Raw genomic sequence first — 22,908 nt, 5'->3', positions numbered from 1 at the left:
ACGCCTGCACGACTCGCCCCCGACGCTGCCGTCCGTCCCTCCTCCGACCCGCAGGTCCCCCCATGGCCCGGCCGGCTCGTCGAGCTCGACGAGAACGTCCAGCTGCACGTCCGCGACACCCCCGCCACCGGCCCCGGCGCCGAGCCGGCGCTCTACGTCCACGGGCTCGGTGGCTCCGGTCAGAACTGGACCGACCTCGCCGACCTGCTCTCCGACCGCCTCGAAGGCCAGGCCATCGACCTCCCGGGGTTCGGCCGCAGCGGCCCGGCCCTGCCCGGCGGCTACAGCCAGCCGCGCTACGCCGACCTCGTGATCCGCTGGATCGAGGAGTCCGGCCGCGGACCGGTGCACCTGTTCGGCAACTCGCTCGGCGGCGCGGTCACGGTGCGGGTCGCCGCGCTGCGGCCCGACCTGGTGAAGACGCTGACGCTGATCTCGCCCGCGATGCCGGTGTACGTGCCCCGCGCCGAGCACCGGCACATGCTGCCGGTGCTCGTCGTGCCGCGCGTGGACCGGATCGTCGACCGGATCATCCGCGGCGCGACCCCGCACCAGATGGCCCAGGGCATGATCGACGTCTGTTTCGGCGACCCGTCGGCGGTGTCGAAGCAGCGCTGGGACGAGGCCGTCGAAGAGGCCGAACAGCGGCTCTCGGTGCCGTGGGGCGCGACCGCGTACGTGGCCTCGCTGCGCGGGCTGGTCGGCTCCTACCTGGCCCCGCCGACCCGCTCCCTCTGGCGGCTGGCCGCGCAGATCAAGGCCCCGACGCTGGTGATCTGGGGCCACCGAGACCGGATGGTCGACGTCAGACTGGCAAGAAAGACCGCAAAAGCGATACCAGACAGCCGCTTGCTCGTTCTACGCGGTGTGGGACATACAGCCCAGCTGGAATGTCCCCGTATCGTGGCGCGAGCAGTGATCCCACTGCTGAACGGGAGCGTGCCGGCGGGAGCTGGCATTCTCTAGCCCGTACGGGGGTACCGCTGTGGCCACCGCGACCGGGGAGGGGCACTGAGCGAGCGGACCACCGAGACGCCGAACCGCAGCCGGGCGGCGCGACGAGCCGGCAGCGTGGACGAGGCGCGACGAGCACTGCGACGGGAGATCCGCCGTGGACGCCGCCCCGGCGATCGCCCAGCGTCGGCGCCACCGCACGGGTCGGTCTCGGCGGCGTACCTACGGGCCCAGCGAGCGGCGTCCCGGCGCCGGGCGGCCCGGCGTCGTCATCGATTCCTGCTGCTGATAATCCTGCTGACCGGCGTCCTGATCGTCGTCGACCTGGCCCGGGGCAGTAAGACCGAGCACGAGCAGGCCGAGCGGGTCCGCGCCAGCGCGGCCGCGACACCCACCGAGACGCCCGCCGCCGAGGCGTCCGCCAGTGAAAACCCGAGCGCCGAGGCGGTGCAGCCGGAGACGGCGCCGCCTGCCCCGACCCAGGTCTCCGTGCCGCAACGCGGCTCGGGCGCGTTCACCACCGCCGGCGGATCGACGCCGGTCCGCGGGACCGGCGGGACGCTGGTGCGCTACCAGGTGCGGGTCGAGAAGGGCTCCGGGCAGAAGCCCGACGAGTTCGCGGCCGCGGTCGACGCGACGCTGTCCGACCCACGCGGCTGGACGGCGGCCAAGCAGTGGCGGTTCCAGCGGGTGTCCGGCGGCGACGCGAGCGCGGTGATCCTGCTCGCGACCCCGGCGACGACGAACAAGATCTGCCGGGCCGGTGGCCTCGACCCGGGCGGCTACACGTCCTGCCGCACCGGCGACCAGGTCGTGATCAACCTCGCGCGCTGGCTGCTGGCGGTGCCGGCGTTCAAGGGGGACCTGGCCACGTACCGGCAATACGTGGTGAACCACGAGATGGGGCACCAATTGGGGCATGGCCACGTGCTCTGTGGCGGTAGTGGCAAACCGGCCCCCGTGATGCAGCAGCAAACGCTGGGCCTGCAGGGATGCACGCCGAACGCCTGGCCGTTCGTCAACGGGAAGTACCTGACCGGGGCACCCACCGTGGGTCAGTAGGAGGGGAACAATGGGGGCCGAGTCCCGGTTGAAACCCGAGAACGATCCCCGTATGGAAGGAGCAGCCCGTGGCCCTGCCACCGCTGGTCGAGCCGGCCGCGTCGCTGTCCGTCGACGAGGTGCGTCGCTATTCGCGGCACCTGATCATCCCCGACGTCGGGATGGACGGGCAGAAGCGGTTGAAGAACGCCAAGGTGCTGTGCGTGGGCGCGGGCGGTCTCGGTTCACCCACGCTGATGTACCTGGCCGCCGCGGGCGTCGGGACGCTAGGCATCGTCGAGTTCGACACCGTCGACGAGTCGAACCTGCAGCGCCAGATCATCCACGGTCAGTCGGACATCGGGCGCAGCAAGGCCGAGTCCGCCCGTGACTCGGTCAAAGAGATCAACCCTTACGTCAACGTGATCCTGCACGAGGTCCGCCTCGAGTCGGACAACGTGCTCGACATCTTCCGCGACTACGACCTGATCGTCGACGGAACCGACAATTTCGCCACCCGCTACCTGGTCAACGACGCTGCCGTGCTGCTCGGCAAGCCGTACGTGTGGGGCTCGATCTACCGGTTCGAGGGCCAGGTCAGCGTCTTCTGGGACGAGTACGGTCCGAACTACCGCGACCTCTACCCGGTGCCCCCGCCCCCCGGCATGGTCCCCAGCTGCGCCGAGGGTGGCGTGCTCGGCATCCTCTGCGCCTCGATCGCGTCGGTGCAGGCCACCGAGGCCATCAAGCTCATCACCGGCATCGGCGAGACGCTGCTCGGCCGCCTGATGGTCTACGACGCCCTGGAAATGTCGTACCGGACGATCAAGATCCGGAAGGACCCGGCCGCCGAGCCGATCACCGAGCTCATCGACTACGAGGAGTTCTGCGGCACGGTCTCCGAGGAGGCGCAGGACGCGGCCCGCGGGTCGACGATCACCAACGGTGAGCTGCAGGAGTGGAAGGAGGCCGGGAAGGACTACTTCCTCGTCGACGTCCGCGAGCCCGCCGAGTTCGAGATCGTCTCGATCCCGGGCGCCACGCTGATCCCGAAGGGCGACATCCTGTCGGGCCAGGCGCTCTCGCAGTTCCCGCAGGACAAGCAGATCGTCCTGTACTGCAAGACCGGCGTTCGGTCGGCCGAGGCGCTGGCCGCGGTGAAGGCGGCCGGCTTCCGGGATGCGGTCCACGTGCAGGGCGGGGTCATCGGCTACGTGAAGCAGATCGACCCTTCCCTTCCTGAGTACTGATTTTTCTACGCCTGCATGGCTGGGGCCGGTCGCTTCCGCGACCGGCCTCAGTGCGTGCGGGAGGGGTCGTTCCGCTCCGCTGCGGTGGCGGCGCGTCTGCCCTCGCTCCCGAGGCCCCACCGTTGACCTGAACGCGCCCCGCACAGTGGCGGTCGCCCACCGGGAGGCGGGCCCGCCCGCCGGGCCGCGGTGCCGCCACCGGGCCGCGGTGCCGCCCGCCGGGCCGCAGCGCCGCCCGCCACCGGGCCACCGGGCCGTGGGGCCGCGGGGCCCGCGTCACGGCCGAATGACCCCAGCCCCCCACGGGCCGGGTTGACACCCGACGCCCCCGGCGCCGCCGTGCCCGCCCCTCTCAGCGGTGACCGTGCCGACCGCGCCGAGCAGTGACCATGTCTGCCACCGGGCCCGGCAACCGTGCCTGGCGCCCCCGGCGGGGTCGAGCTGACCGCGCCGAGCAGTGACCGTGTCTGCCGCCGGGCCCGGCAACCGTGCCAGGCGCCCCCGGCGGGGGTCGTGCTGACCGCGCCGAGCAGTGACCGTGTCTGCCACCGGGCCCGGCAACCCTGCCAGGCGCCCCCGGCGGGGGTCGTGCCGGCCAAGCCCGATGCATAGGGCGGCACCGGCGATCCCGCGCCCAGCGGCGCAGCGGGTCCCGCCCAGCGGCGATCAGCCGCCGCGCCGGCGCCGACCAAGCCTCCGCGCTGGCGGTGACCAAGTCTCCGCTCGGCGGTGGCCAATCCTTCGCGCCCGGCGGCGACGCTGTCCTCCGCGTTCGGCGGCGACGCTGTCCTCCGCGACCGGCTGTGGCCAGGTCGCTGTGCTCGGTGGTGGCCAGGTCGCTGTGCTCGGTGGTGGCCAGGTCGCTGTGCTCGGTGGTGGCCAGGTCGCTGTGCTCGGCGGTGATCAAGTCTCCGCACCCGGCGGCGACGCTGCTCTCCGCGGCTGGCTGTGACCGCGCCTTCCGCGACCGGCGGTGACCAGGTCGCTGTGCTCGGCGGTGACCAAGCCTCCGCGCTCGGCGGTGACCAAGCCTCTGTGCTCGGCGGTGGCTAAGCCTTCGCGCTCGGCGGTGATCAGCCTCTGCACCCGGCGGTGATCGTGTTTCCGGGTCCGGCGGTGGCCACGCCTTGGCGAGCGTGCTCGGTGGCGAACCGTGTCTGGCGCTCACTGAGCTGAGCAACTACCGGGCCCGCGCTCGAGTCCTGGGCGGCTTCTGGACTGGGGACCTCCTGCGCATCGGCTGGCGCACGCACGGCGGCCCGCGTCCTCTTCGCCGCGGCGGAGTCCGAAGCGCGTCCTCCGCACCGCCCGCGGGCGGTGCGCCAGCCACAGTGCGGGGTGGGCCGAGTCGCCGACCGTGTCGACCAACGATCCGTGCGTCGGGCTCATCGCTGCCTTCGGCGCGACCTCGCTCGCACTTCGCCGTCATCGACACGGTTGCTTTCGCCGCTGAACGGCTCGGATCGGCGATCCACCCGGCCGTCGCCCGCGGCGGCAGGTCATCGATGGCATCCGCTCGCCGGGCCCGGACTGGCGATCCGCCGGATCCGCCCGGACGCGATGGGCATAGGCGCAGAACCCGATCTGCAGTCGAGCCCCCCGAGGGCGAGGCTGATCACCTGGGACGTGCCCCTCGACTCGACCGTGCTCCGAGCCCACCCTCATGCCGCCTGCACCCGTTCGGCGACCGGCGTGAGCCAGTGACCGCCCGCTCGGTTGCTCATCGCCCGACAGGCCGCAGACGCGCTCACTCACCGAGCGCAGCGGCAGGCCGTCGATCCGGCGATCGTGGATGCTGGCCCACAAGCCCCCGGCTCTCGCCGACCGCTCGAGTTGCCTCGACACGAGAACTGCGCCAGGCCGGCCACACGGCCAAATACGGCGTCGCACCTACGGCCGGTTAGCTGCCCGCCAACTGGGCGGAGACACCGCGAGCGACCCCGTCCAGGCAGGAACCAACGGGCCGGATGCGCGGAACGCTCGGCCGGGACAACCCCGGCCGAGCGTTTCGGTGACGGGTCTCAGTCGACCCGGGCCGGCGCCGGACTCGGCTCGGTCTCGCCATGAGCCAGGCGCGAGTGCGTCCGGCCGTAACCGAAGTAGATCGCGAACCCGACCGCCATCCAGACCAGGAACCGCAGCCAGGTCGCAACCTCCAGGAACAACATCAGCACGACACACGCCACGACGGCCAGCGTCGCGACCACCGGCAAACCCCGCACCCGGAACGCCCGGTCCAGATCCGGCCGAGAACGCCGCAGGATCAGCGTCGAGATCGAGACCAGTACGAACGCGAACAACGTACCGATGTTCACCATTTCGGCCAACGCCGAGAGCGGCAACAATCCGGCCAGCACCGCGACGATCACGCCGACGATGATCGTGATCCGGTAGGGCGTTCCGAACTTCGGGTGCACCTTGCCGATCGCCGGCGGCAGCAGGTGGTCGCGCGCCATCGCGAAGGCAACCCGCGACTGCCCGAGCATCAGCACCATGATCACGCTGGTCAGACCGGCCAGCGCGCCGACCGTGATGAAGTCGGCGAACAGCGGGTGACCCACGTCCCGGAACGCGGTGGCCAGCGGCGCCTCCGGGTCGAGCTCGCTGTACTTCTGCATGCCGACGACGACCAGCGCGACCGCCACGTAGAGGATCGTGCAGAGCACCAGCGAACCGAGGATTCCGCGCGGCACGTCCCGCTGCGGCTTCTTGGTCTCCTCGGCGGCGGTCGCGACGACGTCGAATCCGATGTAGGCGAAGAAGACCAGAGCGGCGGCGGCGAGGATGCCGCTGACGCCGAAGGCGGCCGGTCCGGAGCCGAACACGGCCTGGATCAGCGTCTGCGAGAGCCCGGATTCGCCCTCCGACGGCTTGCTCGGCGGGATGAACGGCGTGTAGTTCGACGCCTTGACGAAGAACAGCCCGGCGACGATCACGAACAGCACGACGAGCAGTTTGATCGCGACGATCACCGCGTTGAGCCGGGACGAGATCCGGACGCCGGTGACCAGCACCGCGGTCAGCGCCAGCACGATCAGCGCGGCCGGCAGGTTGAAGACCCCGTCCTCGGCGTTCGAGATCGCCGTCGGCAGGCTGATGCCCAGCGTGTCCAGCAGCACGCCCAGATATTGCGACCAGCCGACCGACACGGTGGCCGCGCCGATCAGCAACTCGAGGATCAGGTCCCAGCCGATGATCCAGGCCACGAGTTCGCCGATGCCGGCGTAGGAGAACGTGTAGGCGCTACCGGCGACCGGAACCGTCGAGGCGAACTCGGCGTAGCAGAGGCCGGCCAGGCCGCAGGCGATCGCGGCCAGGACGAACGAGATGGCGACGGCGGGCCCGGCCGACTCCTGCGCGGCCTCACCGGTCAGGACGAAGATTCCGGTTCCGATGATGACTCCGACGCCGAAGACCGTCAGATCCAAACCGGACAGATTCTTCTTGAGTTGATGCTCGGGTTCCTCGGTCTCCTGTATTGCCTGCTCAACCGATTTCGTGCGCATGACGCTCATGGGGCACCCTCCCGGTCCGGATGCCGGTCCTGTTTCCCCTTGCGAGGATGTGCTAATCGGCGTTTTCGCCCGGCCACCATCGCGAGGTCGCCATCGCGACCTTCTCGCCGCGGAATGCGACGCCCTCGGCCCGGAGCCTCCGGGTGGCCTCGATCTCGTGGCCCGGAGGGAGACGCCCGTCCGACGCCACGACCCGGTGCCAGGGCACGGCGCTGCCGTAGCGGGCCATCACCGCGCCAACCGTGCGGGCCGAACCGCTGCCGGTCCGCTCCCGGACGATCTCGGCGATCATGCCGTAGGTCATCACCCGGCCCGGCGGGATGTCTTCGACGACGTCCAGGACCTGCTCGACATACTCGCTCGGCGGCGCTGCGGTCACGCATTCATTCTGCCGTCCGGGCGAGAATGCTTCCCCTATGCCTATCGGACCCACCAGGATGCGAACGTGACAGTTACTCCGGTTTACCGCCTCGACCGGGGCACCCGGATCGGCTATTCGGCGGGCTCGCTGGTGAACGGAGCGTTCGGCACGGTTCCGGGGTTGCTGCTGCTGCCGTATCTCACCGACACGCTGGCCGTGGCCGCCGGCCTCGCCGGTCTGCTGGTCCTGCTGCCCAAGGCCTGGGACGTGGTGCTCAACCCGATCGCCGGCCGGATCTCGGACCGGACGACCAGCCGCTGGGGCGCCCGGCGTCCGTATCTGCTGGTGGGTGGGCTCGGGACCGCGGTGACGTTCGCGGCGCTGTTCGCCGGGCCGTTCTCGGGTTCGGCCGGAGCGGTCTACGTGACCGTCGCGTTCCTGGCCACCGCGACCACGTTCGCGTTCTTCCAGGTCCCGTACGTGGCGATGCCGGCCGAGATCACCGCGGGCACCACGGATCCCTACGCCGCGCGCACACGCTTGATGACCTGGCGCATCGCGGTGCTGGCGCTGGCCATTCTGGCCTCCGGGGCGGTGGCCCCCGCGCTGCGTGATGCGGCCGGTGGTGGTCTGGCCGGCTACCGGGTGGCTGGGCTCGCCGTGGCGGTGCTGATCGCCGTCGGTGCGCTCGCGTCGTTCTGGGGGACGCGACGGGCGCCGGTCGGGACGGTGCAGGAGAGTGAGCCCTCGCTGCGGCGTCAGCTGGCGGTGGCCCGGGCGAACCGGCCGTTCGCGCTGCTGCTGGCCTGCTTCGTCGTCCAGGCGGTGGGGATCGGCGTCATGCTCGCCGGGACGGACTACGTGGCCGCGGGGCCGCTGGGTGACTCGTCGGCGACGTCGTTGCTGTTCGTGTGTTTCGTCGGGCCGGCGCTGATCGTGATGCCGGTGTGGGAGCGGGTCGGGGCCCGGATCGGGAAACGGTCGGGGTACGTGATCGCCTCGGCGGTGTTCGCGGCCGGCGGGCTGCTGATCGGGCTGGCGTTCCTGGCCGGCTCGGTACTGGCGCTCGTGCTGGTGGCGACCGCGGTCGTCGGGTGCGGGTACGCCGGGCAGCAGGTCTTCGGGCTGGCGATGCTGCCGGACACCATCGCGGCCGACGAGGCGGTCACCGGGCGTCGGCAGGCCGGCGTGTTCACCGGGCTCTGGACGGGCGGGGAGACGCTGGGGCTGGCGCTCGGGCCGGGAGTGTTCGGGCTGGTGCTGCAGCTCGGCGGGTACCGGTCCGGCGTCGACGCCGGTGACCAGCCGGACAGCGCCCACACCGCGATCGTCCTCGGCTTCAGCCTGCTGCCCGCGGTGATCATGCTGGTCGCGCTGCCGCTGCTCCGTCGCTACGACCTGACCCCTGCGCGCCTGTCCGCGCTGACCTCCGGAGAATCATGAGCCTTCCGAAGCAGGGTGCGGCGGCCGACGAGGTCCTGGCCGCGCTCTCCGAGCTGCGCGCTGCCGACCTGCCGACGCACGGCGGGCGGACGTGGGCGTACGTCTACGACTCGGGGCTCGACGGGCTCGACGCGCTGGCGCACCGGGCGGCCGAGGCGGTCACCGGGCTGAACGGGCTGGACCCGACCGTGTTCCCGTCGCTGCTTGCAATGGAGAACGAGGTCGTGGGCGCGGCCGCGTCGCTGCTCGGCGGCGGCCCGGAGACGGTCGGCACGGTCACGTCCGGTGGTACCGAGTCGATCCTGCTCGCGGTCAAGGCGGCCCGGGACGCGCACCCGGAGATCGACCGTCCGGAGCTGGTGGCGCCGGTGACCGCCCATGCGGCGTTCGCGAAGGCGGCCGAGTACTTCCGGGTCGCGCTGGTTCCGGTGCCGGTGGATCCGGCGACGTTCCGGCCGTCGCCGGCCGACGTGGCCGCGGCGATCACCGACCGGACCGTGCTCGTGGTGGCGAGCGCCCCGTCGTACGCGCACGGGGTGATCGATCCGGTGGTGGAGATCGCGGCGGCTGCGTCGGCGCGGGGTGTTCGGTGTCATGTGGACGCGTGCATCGGGGGGTGGGTGCTGCCGTTCTGGCGCCGGCTGGGCGTCCGACTACCGGAGTTCGACCTGTCGGTGCCGGGCGTCACGAGCCTCTCGGTGGACCTGCACAAGTACGCGTACGCCCCGAAGGGGACGTCGGTGCTGCTGCACCGGGACGCGTCGCTGCGGAGGACGCAGTACTTCGCGTTCGCGGACTGGCCGGGCTACTCGATGATCAACGCCACCGTGCAGTCGACGAAGTCGGCGGCGCCGCTCGCGGCGGCCTGGGCGGTGCTGCGTCACCTCGGCGACGAGGGGTATCTCGACCTGGCCTCCGCCACGCTGGACGCGACCCGGGCGCTCGTCGCCGGAGTCTCGTCGGTGGAAGGCTTGCGGGTGCTCGGGCCGCCGGAGGCGAGCCTGGTCGCGTTCGGGTCGACCGGGCCGGATCTGTTCGTGGTGGCGGACGAGCTCACCGAGCGGGGCTGGTACGTGCAGCCGCAGTTCGCGCTGGGGGAGCTGCCGATGAACCTGCATCTCACGGTGACCGCGGCGAGTGCGTCGAAGATCGCGCCGTTCCTGGGGGATCTGCGGGACGCGGTGGCGGCGGCTCGGGCGCATGGGCCGGTGGTGGTGGATGGTGGGGTTGTGGAGTGGTTGCGGGGGCTCGATCCGTCGACGTTGACGTCCGAGGAGTTCGGGGGGTTGTTGGCGGGGGCCGGCCTCGGCGGCGGCGAGGGTTTTGTTCTTCCGGCGCGGATGGCCGAGATCAATGCCCTGTTGGCCGCGGCCCCGCCACGCTTGCGTGAACGCCTACTGATCGAGTTCTTCGGCCTCCTCTACACCCCGTAGGTCGAGGCCGTGGTACCGGGCGAAGCCAACGAAGTCCTTCATGTTGAGCGTCGCCAGCGGCACCCCGTCGACCAGACAACACGCAGCAATCCACGTGTCGTTCTCGGATACCTTGCGACCTCGGCGAATGGCTGCGGCCGCCAGGTGCCCCCAGGTGACGGCGACGGCGTCATCAGGCTCGAGGTGCTCGTGCCGGGACAGCCAGCCTTCGAGTTGGTTCCGTCGGGCCGAGCCCCAGTTACGCAGATCGGTCCATTTGGTCAGTTCGCCGACGGTGACGAACGTGATTGCGGTGCTCGCTCCTCTCAGCGCTTCGCTCACCTGCCGGGGCAACGTCCGCCGGACGAACAAATCTGAGGCCACGTTCGTGTCGAGCACGACGACCTCTCGCATCGCGATCACGCCAGCCCGTGCCGGGAGAGGCGTAGCCAGGTGTGGAATGCCTCCCGCTCCTCGGGGCTACCGATGACGACTCCGTAGCCGTCGACCTCTCCTTCGTCGTATTCGTCCTTCCAGTTGTAGGGGTCGAACGGCACTCCTCGCAGGACGCCGTCGCGGTCGTAGTTCGGATCCAGTGCGATCATTGGCCACCTCCGTGACATAGGGTGGCACGAGTGTACGAGCGTCGGCAACCCCGAAGTTCGTCAACTTCGGTTGACCTTCAGCCGGACGTCAACTAACGTTGACGGCATGAGTGAAGCGACGGAGCTGGCTGCGGCGGCCAGCAGCGGGGACGCTCGGGTCGGGCTGCGGGCCGTCCGGGCCCTCCGCCGGCTGGCCGAGACGCTGGAAGCCGTGCAAGTCGAGAACGCCCGCCGTGCGGGCTGGTCCTGGCAGGAAATCGCCGAGGTCCTCGAAGTCAGCAAACAGGCCGTGCACAAGAAGTACGCCCGCCGTGACCCCGGCCCCCGAAAGGAGCACTGACATGTTCGAACGATTCACCGAGGACGCCCGCGCACTGGTCCTCGAAGCCCGAGAACAGGCCCGCCAACTCCACCACCCGCTGATCGGCACCGAGCACCTCCTGCTGGCGATGCTGGCCAGCGACAGCGCGGGCGCGGGCGTCGTACTCCGCGAAGCGGGCCTGGATTACGACCGCGTCCGCACCGACCTGAAGCGCCAGGTCGGCGAGACCGGCCGCGTCCTGACCGACGACGACGCCGAGGCGCTCAAGTCGATCGGCATCGACCTCGACGCGGTGCTGGCCAGCGTCGACCGGACGCTCGGCCCCACGTCCTGGTCGACGCCGGCCCCGGAGGAGAAGAAGGGCCTGTTCCGGCGCTCCGGCAGCAGCCGGTTCGCGCCCCGCTCCAAGAAGGTGCTCGAGCTCGCGCTCCGCGAGGCCATCCACCTCAAGGCCGGCGAAATCAACAGCGAGTACATCCTGCTCGGGCTGATCCGCGAGGGCGAGGGCCTCGGCGCCAAACTGATCGTCGGCGCCGACGTCAAGCTCGACGACCTTCGTCAGGCCACGATCGAGCACCTGAACAAGGCCGCCTGAGCGGCTAGTCGTTCCGGGCCGCCGACGGGCCGGTGATCCGGCGCAGCAGCGGCAGCGTCGACGCCACCAGAGCAAGCCCGACCGCCAACCCGACCCCCACCACCAGGTAGTACTCCGCCCCGGGCGCCCGGAGCGAGATGTCCAGCTGCGACCGCAGGAACAGATGCGCGGCCAGCAACCCACTCCCGACCGCCACCGCGGACACGACGAGCAACGGCAGCGCGCTCTCCAGCGCGACCACCCGGCGTAACACCGCGAGCGGCGCACCGCTCAGCCGCAGCAGGCTGAACGGACGCCTCCGCTCGATCAGCCCGCCGACGACGCCCACCGCCAGGCTGCACCCGGCGATCGGCAGGCCGGCCAGGATGACCACGTCGGCGACCTGCCGCCAGACCGCCATCGCCTTGACGAAACCGAGCGCGAGGTCGCGTTCGGTACTGGGCGGCGGGACGAACCCCGGGAACCCGTTCTCGAGCGTCGTCCGGGCCCGTTCGAGTGCGGCCGTGGATCCGTCGGTCTGGACGAAGAACTCGGCCGCAGCCAGGTTCGCGAACTCCGCCGGGCCGACCGTCGAGGCCGGCCAGGTCCGCCCGGGCTCGAGCACCGCGGACTGCACCTCGACGACCGCCGCACCCTCCGGACACCGGCCCAGAGAAGACCATCCCGCCAGTTCCGCACAGGAGGCGAGCGTCGTGTAGTCCGACCCCGGCTCGGTCCGCAGCTCGGCGACCTCGGTCACGCCCGGTATCGCCCGGAGCTCGTCCACCACGGAGAACCGCGCTGCCGCTGTGCCCGGCACGTACAGGTGCATCAGGCTCGCGTCGCCGGTGTCGTGCTCGGCCGTGCGGTCGGCGGTCATCGTCGTGATGACGCCGATCGCGACCGTCGTGACGAACAGCGCCAGCACGAGCCCGCTGACCGACCGGAACGCCGCCTTCGGGTCGTCGGCCAGCCGCCGGGCGGCGATCAGCGTCGACGGGCGGCTCGACCGGGCGGCCAGCGCCCGCGCGCCGACCATCGTCAGCCACGGACCGGCCACGATCAGCCCGATCATCACCAGCAGAATCCCGCCCAGGTAGGCGAACGTCTGCGAGTCGGACGACGACGGCCGGCGCCCGACCAACCAGGCCAACTCGGCGAGCCCGGCGATCAGCGGAACCACCCGCCAGAACCCCGGCGCCCGGGGCGTCACCCGCCGGGTCACGCCGAGCGGCGAGATCCGGACCCGGCGCAGCGCGAACAGCGACGAGAACGCGGCCACGACCGGCACGCCGAGAGCGACCACCAGCCCGGCGCCGACGGTCAGCGAGACGTCGTCCGGATAAGACGCCGCACCCGTGAACGGAACGTCGGCGATCGGGGCGCGTAGCGCCTCGTACAGGGCGAACCCGACCGCGGTGCCGAGCACCACGGCTACCGTCGACTCGGTCGCGGCCACCCAGGAGATCTGCCGCGGGGTGGCGCCGATCAGGCGCATCGCCGCGAACCGCTGCTCCCGGCGGGCCGCCGACAGGCGCGTCGCCGAGTTGATGAAGATCAGGATCGGGAGCAGCAGCCCGATCGCCACGATGCCGAGGATCGCCTTGATCGCCGAGGCGTCGGACTCCGGCGTCGACGTGCTGATCGCGCCGACCCGCGAAACCCCGTCGACCGCCGACAGGTCGGCCGGGGACCGGCCGACCAGCACAATCAGGTCGTCCGGGGCCGGCACCGCGTCGACCCCGAGGAGTCCGGCCTCCCGGCCGGGAAACCGGTCGCCGAGCTGCGCGGCCGGTGCGGACGCCAGGAGCGAGTGCAGCGCCGGGGACACGTAGTACTCCCCGGGTGCGGGCAGCCGGTCGATACCCGGCGGCACCGGCGCACCCGGCCCGGCCACGGCGACGTCGACCCGCTGGATCTCCTGACCCCGGAAGAAGTCGTCCCGGTCCAGCCACCACAGCGAACCGGACGGATCGGTGTCTTCGCCGCGCACCGAGAGCCAGGCCGTCCGGTCGTTCTGGGTGGTGACCGCGTTGATGCCGGCCACCACGGCGAGCAGCATGCCGACGCCGAGCGCGGTCGCCGTCGCGATCAGGACCAGCCGCGTGATCGCCTCCCGTCCGCCGGTGACCGCCAGGCGGAGCCCGAAGCCGATCATGCCGTCAGCGCCGGGCTGGTGACGCGGCCGTCGCGGACGATGACCTCGCGGTCGGCGTACGCGGCCACCCGCGCCTCGTGGGTGACCAGCACGACCGTGGTGCCCTCGGCCCGGGCCACCTCGACCAGCAGGTCCATCACCTGCTCGCCGGTGAGCGAGTCGAGCGCGCCGGTCGGCTCGTCCGCGAACAGCACCTCGGGCCCGGCGACCAGCCCGCGGGCCAGCGCGACCCGCTGTGCCTGCCCGCCCGAGAGCTCACCCGACCGGCGGCGCTCCAGCCCGTCGAGCCCCAGGCGGGCGAACCAGGGCGCGGCCTGCTTGACGGCGGCCGACCGGCGCACGCCGTTCAGCAACAGCGGCAGAGCGACGTTCTCCAGCGCCGACAGTTCCGGCACGAGCTGCCCGAACTGGAACACGAACCCGAACCGCTCGCGTCGCAGCGTGCTCCGGGCGTCCTCCGACAAACCGTCGATCCGAACCCCGTCGAACGACACCGTCCCCGACGACGGCGTCAGGATGCCGGCCAGGCAGTGCAGCAGCGTGGACTTGCCGGAGCCGCTCGGCCCCATGATCGCGAGCATCTCACCCCGCTCCACCTGCAGCGACGCCCCGCGCAAGGCGGGCGTCTCGCCGAACGAGCGCTCGAGCTCGGAAGCGAGGAGAATCATCGCTGCACCGCCTTGGCGAGGGTGCCCAGCCGGGCACTGGTCAGGTCGATCCATCGGAGGTCGGCCTCCAGATGGAACAGGGCGTGGTCGGCGAGCAGTGCGTCGACCAGCTCGCCGGTGCGCTTGAGCTCGGTCAGCTCGCGCATCCGGCTCAGGTGCGCGGCGCGCTGCCGATCGAGGTACTCCTCCGCCGGGCGACCGAGCATCAGGCTCAGGACCACCTTGGAGAACAGGATGCTCTGCAGCGTCGGTTCGGGGTCGACCGGCTCGGCGAGCCAGGTGCCTACCTCGGTCGCGCCGCGCTCGGTGATCAGGTAGCGCTTCCGCTCCGGGCCTTCGCCCGGGGCGACCTCGCCGATCACGACCTTGCCGTCGCGGGCCAGCCGCCCGAGCGTCGAGTAGACCTGGCCGAACGAGAGGGGCTTGCCGCGGCCGAAGAACGTGTCGTAGTCGCGCTTGAGATCGTAGCCGTGGCTCGGCTCGCGTTCGAGCAGGCCGAGGAGGGTCAGGGGAACGCTCATGGCGCGACTATACGCCGAGAGTATACGCGGAGTACATACCTGTTTTGAGGCGCCTGCGGTGAGGCGTTTCGACTCTTGTCGGGCTCGCGAGGTCTAATGCGGTGGTGGGTGAGAGAGAGATCCCGCCGGCTTTCGCCGGCACGGCCGCGCTCGCGGCTGCTCCTGCTCCCGCTCCTCCCCGCCCACGCCAGCGCCGCGGCGAGAACCGCTACCGCCTGGTGCGACCGCCGGCCGCTCCGGTCGAGCGCCGAACGCTCGATCCCGATCAGCGCGCGGTCACCGAACACGCCGAGGGTCCGCTGCTCGTCCTGGCCGGCCCGGGCACCGGAAAGACCTCCACGCTCGTCGAGGCCGTGGTGGCCCGCGTCGAGGCGGGTGCCGACCCGGAGTCGGTCCTCGTCCTCACATTCGGACGTAAGGCCGCCGGCCGTCTCCGGGAACGGATCACCGAGCGCCTCGGTCGCACCACCACCGAGCCGCTGGCCCGCACGTTCCACTCCTACGCCTGGGGCCTGCTCCGCCGGGACGCGTCGCTGCGCGGCGAACGGGCGCCCCGGCTGCTCACCGGCCCCGAGCAGGATGCACTCATCCGCGACCTGCTCGAGGGCAACGTCGACGGCGTCGGCGTCCGCTGGCCCGATCCGGAGCAGCTGGAGGCCCCGCGCGGCTTCGCGGCCGAGCTCCGCGACCTCATGCTCCGCGCGATGGAGCGGGGCATCGACCCGGTCGGCCTCGACGAGCTGGGTACGCAGCAGCAGCGCCTGGACTGGCGGGCGGCCGCGCTCTTCCTCGAGCAGTACTTCGACGTGCTCGAGCTGCGCGACGCGGCCAGCGCCGGTAGCGCCGATGGTGCCGGCTACGACAACGCGCTGATCATCCAGGAAGCGGTCAGCCTGCTCCGCAACGATCCCGAGCTGCTGGCCCAGGAGCGCCGGGCCCGCCAGTACGTCTTCGTCGACGAATACCAGGAGACCGACCCGGCCCAGCGCGAGCTGCTGCGCCTGCTCTGCGACGGCGGCCGGTTCCTGGTCGCAGCCGGCGACCCCGACCAGTCGATCTTCGCGTTCCGCGGCGCCGACCCCGACGGCGTCCGCAGCTTCGTCGACGATTTCCCCACCGCCGACGGCGAGCCGGCGCCCGCGATCATCCTGAACACCGCCCACCGGGCCGGTCCCGCGCTGCAGGAGGTCGCCGACCGGGTCGCCACCCGGCTGCGCGGCGGGGTCAAGCAGCGCACCCCGCACCTCGGTCCGGAGACCCCCGACGCCCTGGCCGACGGCGTCGAGGTCGCGGTCGTGCGCAGCGCCACCCAGGAGGCGGCCTACGTCGCCCACCGCCTGCGCCGCGCGCACCTGATCGACGGCGTGCCGTGGTCCCGGATGGCCGTGCTGGTCCGGTCGGCGCCCCGCTCGGCCGGGACGCTGCGCCGCGGGCTGATTCACGCCGGCATCCCGGTCGAGATCGACACCGACGAGCTCCCGCTGGCCCAGCAGCGCGGGGTGGCGCCGCTGGTGCGCGCGCTGGGAGTGGCCCTCCACCCGGAACGCCTCGACGACACGGCCGCGGTCGGCCTGCTCACCTCCCCGCTCGGCGACGCCGACGCGCTGAGCCTGCGCCGGCTGCGTCAGCAACTCCGGCTGGTGGCGTCGGCCGGTGGTGACACCCGGTCGTCGGCCGAGCTGCTGCCGGAGGCCCTCACCGACCCGCGCGACCTGATCCCGATCGACGCCGAGTGGGGACGCCCGGCCCGCCGGGTCGCGGCCGTCCTGCAGGCGATCCGGGAGGCGAAGGACACCCCGGGGGCCACGCCGGAATCCGTCCTCTGGGCCGCCTGGGAGACGTCCGGGCTCGGGCCGCGGTGGGAAGAAGCCAGCGTCCGGGGCGACGCGGACGCCGACTCCGCGCTGGACGCCACCGTGGCGCTGTTCGACCAGGCCGCCCGCTTCGTCGACGGGCTGCCCGGCGCCACCCCGGCGATGTTCCTCGACTACCTCGAGCACCTGCGCATCCCGGCCGACTCGATCGCCCCCACCGGCCGTCGCGACGAGGTCGTCACGATCCTCACCGCGCACGCGGCCAAGGGCCTGGAGTGGGACGTCGTCGCGGTCGCCGGCGTGCAGGAGGGGCTGTGGCCCGACCTGCGTCCGCGGGGGAGCGTGCTGGGCTCGGAGCAGCTGGTCGACGTCGTGGCCGGGCGGCCGCACCAGCCCGCCGGGCACCTGTCGGCGCTGCTCGACGAGGAGCGCCGGCTGTTCTACGTGGCGGTCACCCGGGCCCGCCGGGCCGTGCTGATCACCGCGGTCGACACGGTCGACGGCGAGGACGCCGAGCAGGCGTCCCGATTCCTGGACGAAGTCGACCCGCCGGTGGAGCCGGAGCGGCCGACCGCGGTCGTGCCCCGCCAGCTGACGCTTCCGGCCCTCGTCGCCGAGCTGCGTCGCGTCGTCCTCGACCGGGAGGGCGACCCGGTGCGACGGAGAGCCTCCGCGCGGCAGCTGGCCCGGCTGGCCGGAGCCGGGGTACCGGGCGCGGACCCGGCCGAGTGGTGGGGGTTCGCGCCGCTGTCGGACGCGCAGGCCCTGCGCGGGCCGGACGAGCGGGTGACGGTCTCGCCGTCGCGGGTCGAGTCGTTCCAGACCTGCGCGCTGCGCTGGCTGCTGGAGACCAGCGGCGGCGGCACGACCAGCACCGCGCAGGGCATCGGCACGGTCGTGCACGACGTGGCCGCCGAGGTCAGCGCGGTCCAGACGGTGCCCGACCTGCACGCGCTGTCCGAGCGGCTCAACCAGCGCTGGCGCCGGGTCGACGTCACCGGCTGGTACGGCCGCAAGCAGCACGAACGCGCGACCCAGATGGTCGACCGGCTGGCCGACTGGCTCGCGCACAACCCGCGTCAGCTGATCGCCGTCGAGCGCGAGTTCTCGGTCGACGTCGGCCGGGCGACGGTCCGCGGGCGGGTCGACCGGCTCGAACGCGACGACGACGGCGGGCTGGTCGTCGTCGACCTGAAGACCGGAGCCAGCAAACCGCCGGAGGAGGCGGTGGAGAGCCACTCGCAGCTCGGCGTGTACCAGCTGGCGGTCGAGCGGGGCGCGTTCGCGGAACACGGCACGCGATCGGGGGGCGCCTCGCTGGTCCACATCGGAATGCCGACGAAGCGGGCGTCCGAGCAGATCCAGAAACAGCCGGCCACGAACTGGGCCGAGCACCTCGTCCGGGACGTGGCCGACGGCATGGCCGGAAGCGTCTTCGAGGCCACCCAGAACAACTACTGCCGGATGTGCGCGGTCGCGTCGTCGTGCCCGATCATCTCCGGCCAGGTGACCGACGAGTGACCGACGGCTGGCCGGCGGGGTCGTTCTCGGCGCTGGAGATCGCCGAGCGACTCGGGCTGCCCCGCCCGACCGACGAGCAGGTCGCGGTCATCGAGGCCCCGCTGGCGCCGGTGCTCGTGGTCGCCGGGGCCGGGTCGGGCAAGACCGAGACGATGTCGGCCCGGGTCGTCTGGCTGGTCGCGAACGGGCTGGTGCGGCCGGAGGAGGTGCTCGGCCTGACGTTCACCCGCAAGGCCGCGGCCGAGCTGGCCAACCGGGTCCGGCACCGGCTGGCCCAGCTGCGCGGGGCCCTGCCGGGCGAGGTCCAGGTCGGCGACCCGACCGTGGCCACCTACAACGCGTACGCCGCCCGGGTGGTCGCCGAGCACGGGCTGCGGGCCGGGTTCGAGCCGTCCGCGCGTCTGCTCACCGACGCCCGCACCTGGCAGCTGGCCAGCGGGTCGGTGGAGATCTACGACGGCGACATGTCGTTCGTCGACTGGACCCCGCCCACCGTCAGCACCGCGGTGCTCGACCTCGCCGGGCAGCTCGCCGAGCACCTGCGCACCACCGACGAGCTGGTCGACTGGACCGAGTCGTTCGTCCGCCGCATCGCCGCGCTGCCGAAGGGCCCCCGCCAGCGCAACGAGATCGCGCCCGACCTCAAGAAGGTCCTCGACGTCCAGCGGGCCCGGCTACAGTTGCTGCCGCTGGTCGAGGAGTACGACCAGCGCAAACGGCGCGACGAGCTGATGGACTTCGCCGACCAGGTGTCCCGGGCGGCCCGCGTCGCGGCCAACCACCCGGAGGTCGGGCGGGTCGAGCGGGCCCGGTACCGGGTCGTCTTACTGGACGAGTACCAGGACACCAGCCATGCCCAGCTGGTGCTGCTGCGCGCGCTGTTCGGCGGTGGCCACCCGGTGACCGCGGTCGGTGACCCCTGCCAGTCGATCTACGCCTGGCGCGGTGCCTCGGCGGGCAACCTGACCCGATTCCCCGAACACTTCCCCCGGAGGGGGATCAATCACAGCAGCCCGCGCCGCTCCGGTGACACCCCGGTGCTGCCGCTCACCACGAGCTGGCGCAACGGCCCACGGATCCTCGACCTGGCCAACGCGCTCTCGGCCCCGCTGCGCGGCACCCCCGGCCCGCGCGCCTGGGTCACCGACGCGATCGTCGGCACCCCGGTGCCCGAGCTGCAGGCCGCACCGCACCGCACCGACCCGGGCGAGCTGCTCTGCGCGCTGCACGAGACCGTGGTGCAGGAGGCGGAGTGGATCGCGGCCCAGATCGCGACCCGGTGGCGGGCCGGGGGTGCCGAGCCGCCCACGGTGGCGGTCCTGGCCCGGACCCGCAACCAGTTCGAGCGGCTGGCCGACGCGCTGCGCGCCGCCGGTCTGCCGGTCGAGGTCGTCGGCCTCGGCGGTCTGCTGGCCACCCCCGAGGTCCGCGACCTCGTCGCGACGCTGAACGTCCTCATCGATCCGACGGCCGGGGCCGCGCTGATCCGGTTGCTCTCCGGGGCCCGCTGGCGTCTCGGTCCCCGCGATCTGGACGCCCTGGGGCGGCGCGCCCGCGAGCTCGTACAGGTCGCGGGTGGGCCGCCGGAAGACATGCCGATCGAGAAGGCCGAGGAGCGCAGCATCATCGAGGCGCTCGACGACCTCGGCGCCGAGGAGGCGTACTCGCCGGTCGGCTACGAACGGCTCACCCGGTTCGCCCGGGAGCTGCGGGCGCTGCGGCTGCGCGTCAACCAGCCGGTGCCCGACCTGGTCGCCGAGGTCGAGCTCGCGCTCGGACTCGACATCGAGGTCGGCAGCCGCACGCTCGATGCCGCCGCGCCCGGCACCGCGTCGCTGGCCCGCGCTCACCTCGACGCGTTCGCCGACGTCGCCGCCGACTTCACCGAGGCCGCCGAGCAGCCGACGTTGTCCGCGTTCCTCTCGTACCTGAGCGCCGCCGACGAGCGCGAACGTGGGCTGGCCCCGGGCCAGGTCGACGTCCGGCCCGGGGCCGTGCAGGTGCTCACCGTGCACGCCGCCAAGGGCCTGGAGTGGGACGTCGTGGCCGTGCCGGGTCTGTCGGAGAAGGTGTTCCCGGGTCAGGCGAAGATGTCCGACACCTGGAGCCGCGGGCTCGGCGTTCTGCCGTTCGAGCTGCGCGGTGACGCCGCCGACCTGCCGTCGCTGGTGCTCACCGGGGTCACCGATCAGGGCGAGGCCAAGGCCGCGCTGGCCCGGTTCGGCGACGCCTGGAAGGCCAGGGCCACCGCGGACGAGCGTCGGCTGGTGTACGTCGCGGTGACCCGGGCCCGGCACGCGCTGCTGGTCTCCGGGGCCTGGTGGGACGCCGGGATCGAGAAGCGGGGCCCGTCCCAGTTCCTGCTCGAGATGCACGAACACTGCGTCGACGACGGCGGCGTGGTCGACGAGTGGTTCGAAGAGCCCGCGCCCGGGCTGGAGAACCCGCTGCTGGCCGCGGGGAGGGTCGCGGCGTGGCCGTTCGACCCGCTCGGCGCCCGCCGGGACGAGGTCGAGGAGGCCGCCGCGCTCGTCGTCGCGTCCGCGACCGCGGACGAGACCGAGGGCGAGCGGGAGGCCGGGGAGGCCTGGGCCGAGGAGGCCGCGATGCTGCTGGCCGAGCGCGAGGCCGCGCGCCCCGGCGATCTCGTCGAGGTCACGCTGCCCGATCAGCTGACCGTCTCGCAGCTGGTGCTGCTCCGTCGGGATCCGGACGAGTTGGCGCGCGTGCTGCGGAGGCCGGTGCCGTCGCCCCCGGCGCCGCTGGCCCGCCGGGGTACCGCGTTCCACGCCTGGCTCGAGCGCCGGTTCGGCGCCGACCGCCTGCTCGACCTGGACGAGCTGCCGGGTGCGGCCGACGCCGGCGAGTCCCCGGACGACGAGTTGCCCGCGCTCCAGGAGGCGTTCCTGCGCAGCGAGTGGGCCGACCGCGTGCCGCAGCACGTCGAGGTGCCGTTCGCCACGCTGCTGGGCTCGGTGGTGCTCCGGGGCCGGATCGACGCGGTGTTCCGGACCACCGACGGCTGGGAGGTCGTCGACTGGAAGACCGGCCGCCCGCCGTCCGGGGCCGCGGCGGACGCCGCCCAGGTGCAGCTGGCCGCGTACCGGCTGGCCTGGGCCGCGCTGGCCGGATGCGACGTCGACGAGGTGAGCGCGGCGTTCCACTACGTCCGCGCGGTACGCACCGATCGCCCGGCCGACCTGCTCGACGAGGCCGGCCTGATCGGCCTGATCACCGCGCTACCGCGGGTCTAGGCGTGCTGGATCGACGCGATCACCTTGTCGATCTCGGGGTCCAGCTGTTTGTGGGTGTCGGGGATCGAGATGTACAGCACGGCGGCGTCCGGGCGGCCGACGTCCACCAGCACGACCGCCACCTGTTCGCCGCGGGCCTCCAGGCCGTTGGCGCTGAACGTGAGGTGGAACGTCGACACCCAGGCCGGCCGTCCGCCTACTACGACCTGCTCGTCGCGGGTCTGCTCCTTGACGTTCGGCTGCGGGTAGTACGCCCGCCGGACGTCCTCGGCGACCTGACGACCGGCGCAGGGCAGGTTCAGCGTGAGGCTGTCGCCGACCGTGGCCGGCACCTTCCCCGACAGCACCGACGCCAGATAATCGCCCTGGGAGTACGTCTCGGTGACGAAGTAGTACCCGGTCTGGAAGTCGACGCCGAGCGTGCCCTGCGACCAGGCGCCCCGGTCCCACAGCAGCCACGGGTCCCCGAGCCGCAGGTAGGAGATGCCGGAGTCGCGGTCGTCGATACGGGGCCCTTCGACCGGCGCGGGCTGCTCGCCGCCGGGCGGCGGCGGATCGTCGGAGGCCGGCGGGCAGAGCTGGGCCAAAGGCGGCTTCGACGGCTCCGGGTCACCACCCGCGAACGGCCCGAAGAGCGACGACCGGTCGCCCCGGAACACGCCGGTCAACGCGAGCACGAGCACCACGACCAGCACGAGCACGAGAGCGACACCGCCGCCGACGAGCCACCGCAGCGTTCCGGACGACGACGGGGGAGGCGGCGGGGGAGGCGCCGGAGCCGGGCGGTACGAGGGCGTCACCGGCGCCCCCGTCGTCGGGGAAACCCAGGTCACGCCGGACGGCCGACCGCCTTCGGCAGGGCGAGCCCACGGGCTCGGCTCTCCGGGGGTAGTCATACTCACCGCTCCCGTGTGTTCGTCCCGGCCCGGGTGCGGCGTTCCGCGCCGGCTAGCGCCGGTTAGCGCCGGTTAACGCAGCAGCGCGGACCAGCCCGCACCTTGATCGACCCGGAACACGGTGAAGAAGCTCCGCACTTCCTCGCCACGCTCGACGGTCTGATTCTCCCTCACGGATTGCACCCGGTCACGCGCACCGGGGAGGTCGGGCACCCGCCAGGGTGTCAGCGCGACCAGAGCGGCCACCGCCAGGCCCGCGGTGGCGCTGAGCACCACCGTCGACCATCCGGCAGCGTTGGCTCGCCGGTACAAGCGCATTCTCGACACCTCCCGGTCGGCTCCGGACGTCGCGCTGCCCGGAGTGAAAGTCCCTCACGCCGTCAGACGCTCCGAAACCGTCTGCGGTTGCATTCACGAGCTAGTCTCTTGCCTCCGCGGTCGGCCAACTGTCAGCGGGCTTACGTACTAATGTCGCGATCCGGTCACTCCGGCGTCCTGGGTTCGTGACATTCGGTGCGAGTCGGGCCCAGGGTGTGATGCACATCTCACGCCTCACTGGTAACAGCTCGGCGACCATGTCCGGGCTGGGGCACAGTGAC

18 protein-coding genes are annotated in these 22,908 nt (G+C 72.3%); 9 read left to right on the top strand and 9 right to left on the bottom strand.

The window, feature by feature from the left end; genetic code table 11:
• The 3 genes from FL583_RS25790 to moeZ all read left to right on the top strand — a co-directional run.
• The coding region (locus FL583_RS25790) for an alpha/beta fold hydrolase (protein ID WP_205752451.1) at positions 1-966 on the top strand (966 nt) is incomplete at its 5' end.
• A gap of 105 nt (positions 967-1,071) precedes the next feature.
• Positions 1,072-2,016 (top strand): DUF3152 domain-containing protein, encoded by a 945-nt coding sequence (locus tag FL583_RS25785; RefSeq protein WP_170323863.1) that lies wholly within the window; start codon positions 1,072-1,074, stop codon positions 2,014-2,016.
• Between the two features lie 68 nt (positions 2,017-2,084).
• The gene (moeZ, locus tag FL583_RS25780; protein WP_142707392.1) at positions 2,085-3,245 is read left to right on the top strand and encodes an adenylyltransferase/sulfurtransferase MoeZ; all 1,161 of its coding nucleotides are present in this window, start codon (positions 2,085-2,087) and stop codon (positions 3,243-3,245) included.
• A gap of 2,021 nt (positions 3,246-5,266) precedes the next feature.
• On the opposite strand, the gene FL583_RS25775 is transcribed toward moeZ, so the two are convergent.
• Together FL583_RS25775 and FL583_RS25770 are read right to left on the bottom strand one after the other, a co-directional pair.
• A complete protein-coding gene (locus FL583_RS25775) occupies positions 5,267-6,760 on the bottom strand; it encodes an amino acid permease (RefSeq protein ID WP_142707391.1) in 1,494 nt (497 codons plus the stop codon).
• A gap of 52 nt (positions 6,761-6,812) precedes the next feature.
• Complete coding sequence (locus FL583_RS25770) at positions 6,813-7,139, bottom strand: MGMT family protein (RefSeq protein ID WP_142707390.1); 327 nt, start codon at positions 7,137-7,139, stop codon at positions 6,813-6,815.
• A gap of 66 nt (positions 7,140-7,205) precedes the next feature.
• Here FL583_RS25770 and FL583_RS25765 point away from each other — a divergent pair, with 66 nt between their 5' ends.
• Together FL583_RS25765 and FL583_RS25760 are read left to right on the top strand one after the other, a co-directional pair.
• On the top strand, positions 7,206-8,564 hold the full coding sequence (locus tag FL583_RS25765; RefSeq protein ID WP_205752450.1) for an MFS transporter: 1,359 nt from the start codon (positions 7,206-7,208) through the stop codon (positions 8,562-8,564).
• A complete protein-coding gene (locus FL583_RS25760; protein ID WP_142707389.1) occupies positions 8,561-9,997 on the top strand; it encodes a pyridoxal phosphate-dependent decarboxylase family protein in 1,437 nt (478 codons plus the stop codon). Before FL583_RS25765 ends, FL583_RS25760 begins: the two co-directional genes overlap by 4 nt.
• Here FL583_RS25760 and FL583_RS25755 read toward each other — a convergent pair.
• A complete protein-coding gene (locus FL583_RS25755; protein ID WP_205752449.1) occupies positions 9,959-10,375 on the bottom strand; it encodes a PIN domain-containing protein in 417 nt (138 codons plus the stop codon). The two genes, FL583_RS25760 and FL583_RS25755, sit on opposite strands and share 39 nt — an antisense overlap.
• A 20-nt stretch (positions 10,376-10,395) precedes the next feature.
• Positions 10,396-10,581 carry a hypothetical protein gene (locus FL583_RS25750; RefSeq protein ID WP_142707387.1) on the bottom strand — a complete coding sequence of 62 codons (186 nt, stop codon included), beginning with the start codon at positions 10,579-10,581 and terminating at the stop codon, positions 10,396-10,398.
• Between the two features lie 106 nt (positions 10,582-10,687).
• Here FL583_RS25750 and FL583_RS25745 point away from each other — a divergent pair, with 106 nt between their 5' ends.
• Complete coding sequence (locus tag FL583_RS25745; RefSeq protein ID WP_142707386.1) at positions 10,688-10,921, top strand: helix-turn-helix domain-containing protein; 234 nt, start codon at positions 10,688-10,690, stop codon at positions 10,919-10,921.
• Position 10,922: 1 nt separating this feature from the next.
• Positions 10,923-11,498 carry a Clp protease N-terminal domain-containing protein gene (locus tag FL583_RS25740; RefSeq protein WP_142707385.1) on the top strand — a complete coding sequence of 192 codons (576 nt, stop codon included), beginning with the start codon at positions 10,923-10,925 and terminating at the stop codon, positions 11,496-11,498.
• 4 nt (positions 11,499-11,502) lie between these two features.
• On the opposite strand, the gene FL583_RS25735 is transcribed toward FL583_RS25740, so the two are convergent.
• Genes FL583_RS25735 through FL583_RS25725 form a run of 3 tightly spaced genes read right to left on the bottom strand, consistent with a single transcriptional unit; the run spans position 11,503 to position 14,824 of the window.
• Positions 11,503-13,635 carry an FtsX-like permease family protein gene (locus tag FL583_RS25735; protein ID WP_142707384.1) on the bottom strand — a complete coding sequence of 711 codons (2,133 nt, stop codon included), beginning with the start codon at positions 13,633-13,635 and terminating at the stop codon, positions 11,503-11,505.
• Positions 13,632-14,303: an ABC transporter ATP-binding protein gene (locus tag FL583_RS25730; protein WP_170323862.1), complete on the bottom strand. Its 672-nt coding sequence runs from the start codon at positions 14,301-14,303 to the stop codon at positions 13,632-13,634. The genes FL583_RS25735 and FL583_RS25730 overlap by 4 nt, the downstream gene beginning before the upstream one ends.
• Positions 14,300-14,824: a PadR family transcriptional regulator gene (locus FL583_RS25725; protein WP_142707382.1), complete on the bottom strand. Its 525-nt coding sequence runs from the start codon at positions 14,822-14,824 to the stop codon at positions 14,300-14,302. The genes FL583_RS25730 and FL583_RS25725 overlap by 4 nt, the downstream gene beginning before the upstream one ends.
• 104 nt (positions 14,825-14,928) lie before the next feature.
• Between FL583_RS25725 and FL583_RS25720 the strand changes: the two genes are divergently transcribed.
• Together FL583_RS25720 and FL583_RS25715 are read left to right on the top strand one after the other, a co-directional pair.
• Positions 14,929-18,159, top strand: coding sequence for an ATP-dependent helicase (locus FL583_RS25720; RefSeq protein WP_205752448.1), 3,231 nt, complete (start codon positions 14,929-14,931; stop codon positions 18,157-18,159).
• A complete protein-coding gene (locus FL583_RS25715; RefSeq protein WP_142707381.1) occupies positions 18,123-21,413 on the top strand; it encodes an ATP-dependent helicase in 3,291 nt (1,096 codons plus the stop codon). The genes FL583_RS25720 and FL583_RS25715 overlap by 37 nt, the downstream gene beginning before the upstream one ends.
• Here FL583_RS25715 and FL583_RS25710 read toward each other — a convergent pair.
• The gene (locus tag FL583_RS25710) at positions 21,410-22,246 is read right to left on the bottom strand and encodes a hypothetical protein (protein WP_142707380.1); all 837 of its coding nucleotides are present in this window, start codon (positions 22,244-22,246) and stop codon (positions 21,410-21,412) included. The two genes, FL583_RS25715 and FL583_RS25710, sit on opposite strands and share 4 nt — an antisense overlap.
• Positions 22,247-22,381: 135 nt before the next feature.
• Entirely contained in the window at positions 22,382-22,627 is a 246-nt protein-coding gene (locus FL583_RS25705) for a hypothetical protein (RefSeq protein ID WP_142707379.1), read from the bottom strand.
• Positions 22,628-22,908: the final 281 nt, after the last annotated feature.

This window comes from Cryptosporangium phraense, from assembly GCF_006912135.1.
Classification (GTDB): Bacteria; Actinomycetota; Actinomycetes; order Mycobacteriales; family Cryptosporangiaceae; genus Cryptosporangium; species Cryptosporangium phraense.
The sequence above is the reverse complement of the archived record's forward strand: the minus strand, read 5'-3'. Positions and strand labels throughout refer to the sequence as shown.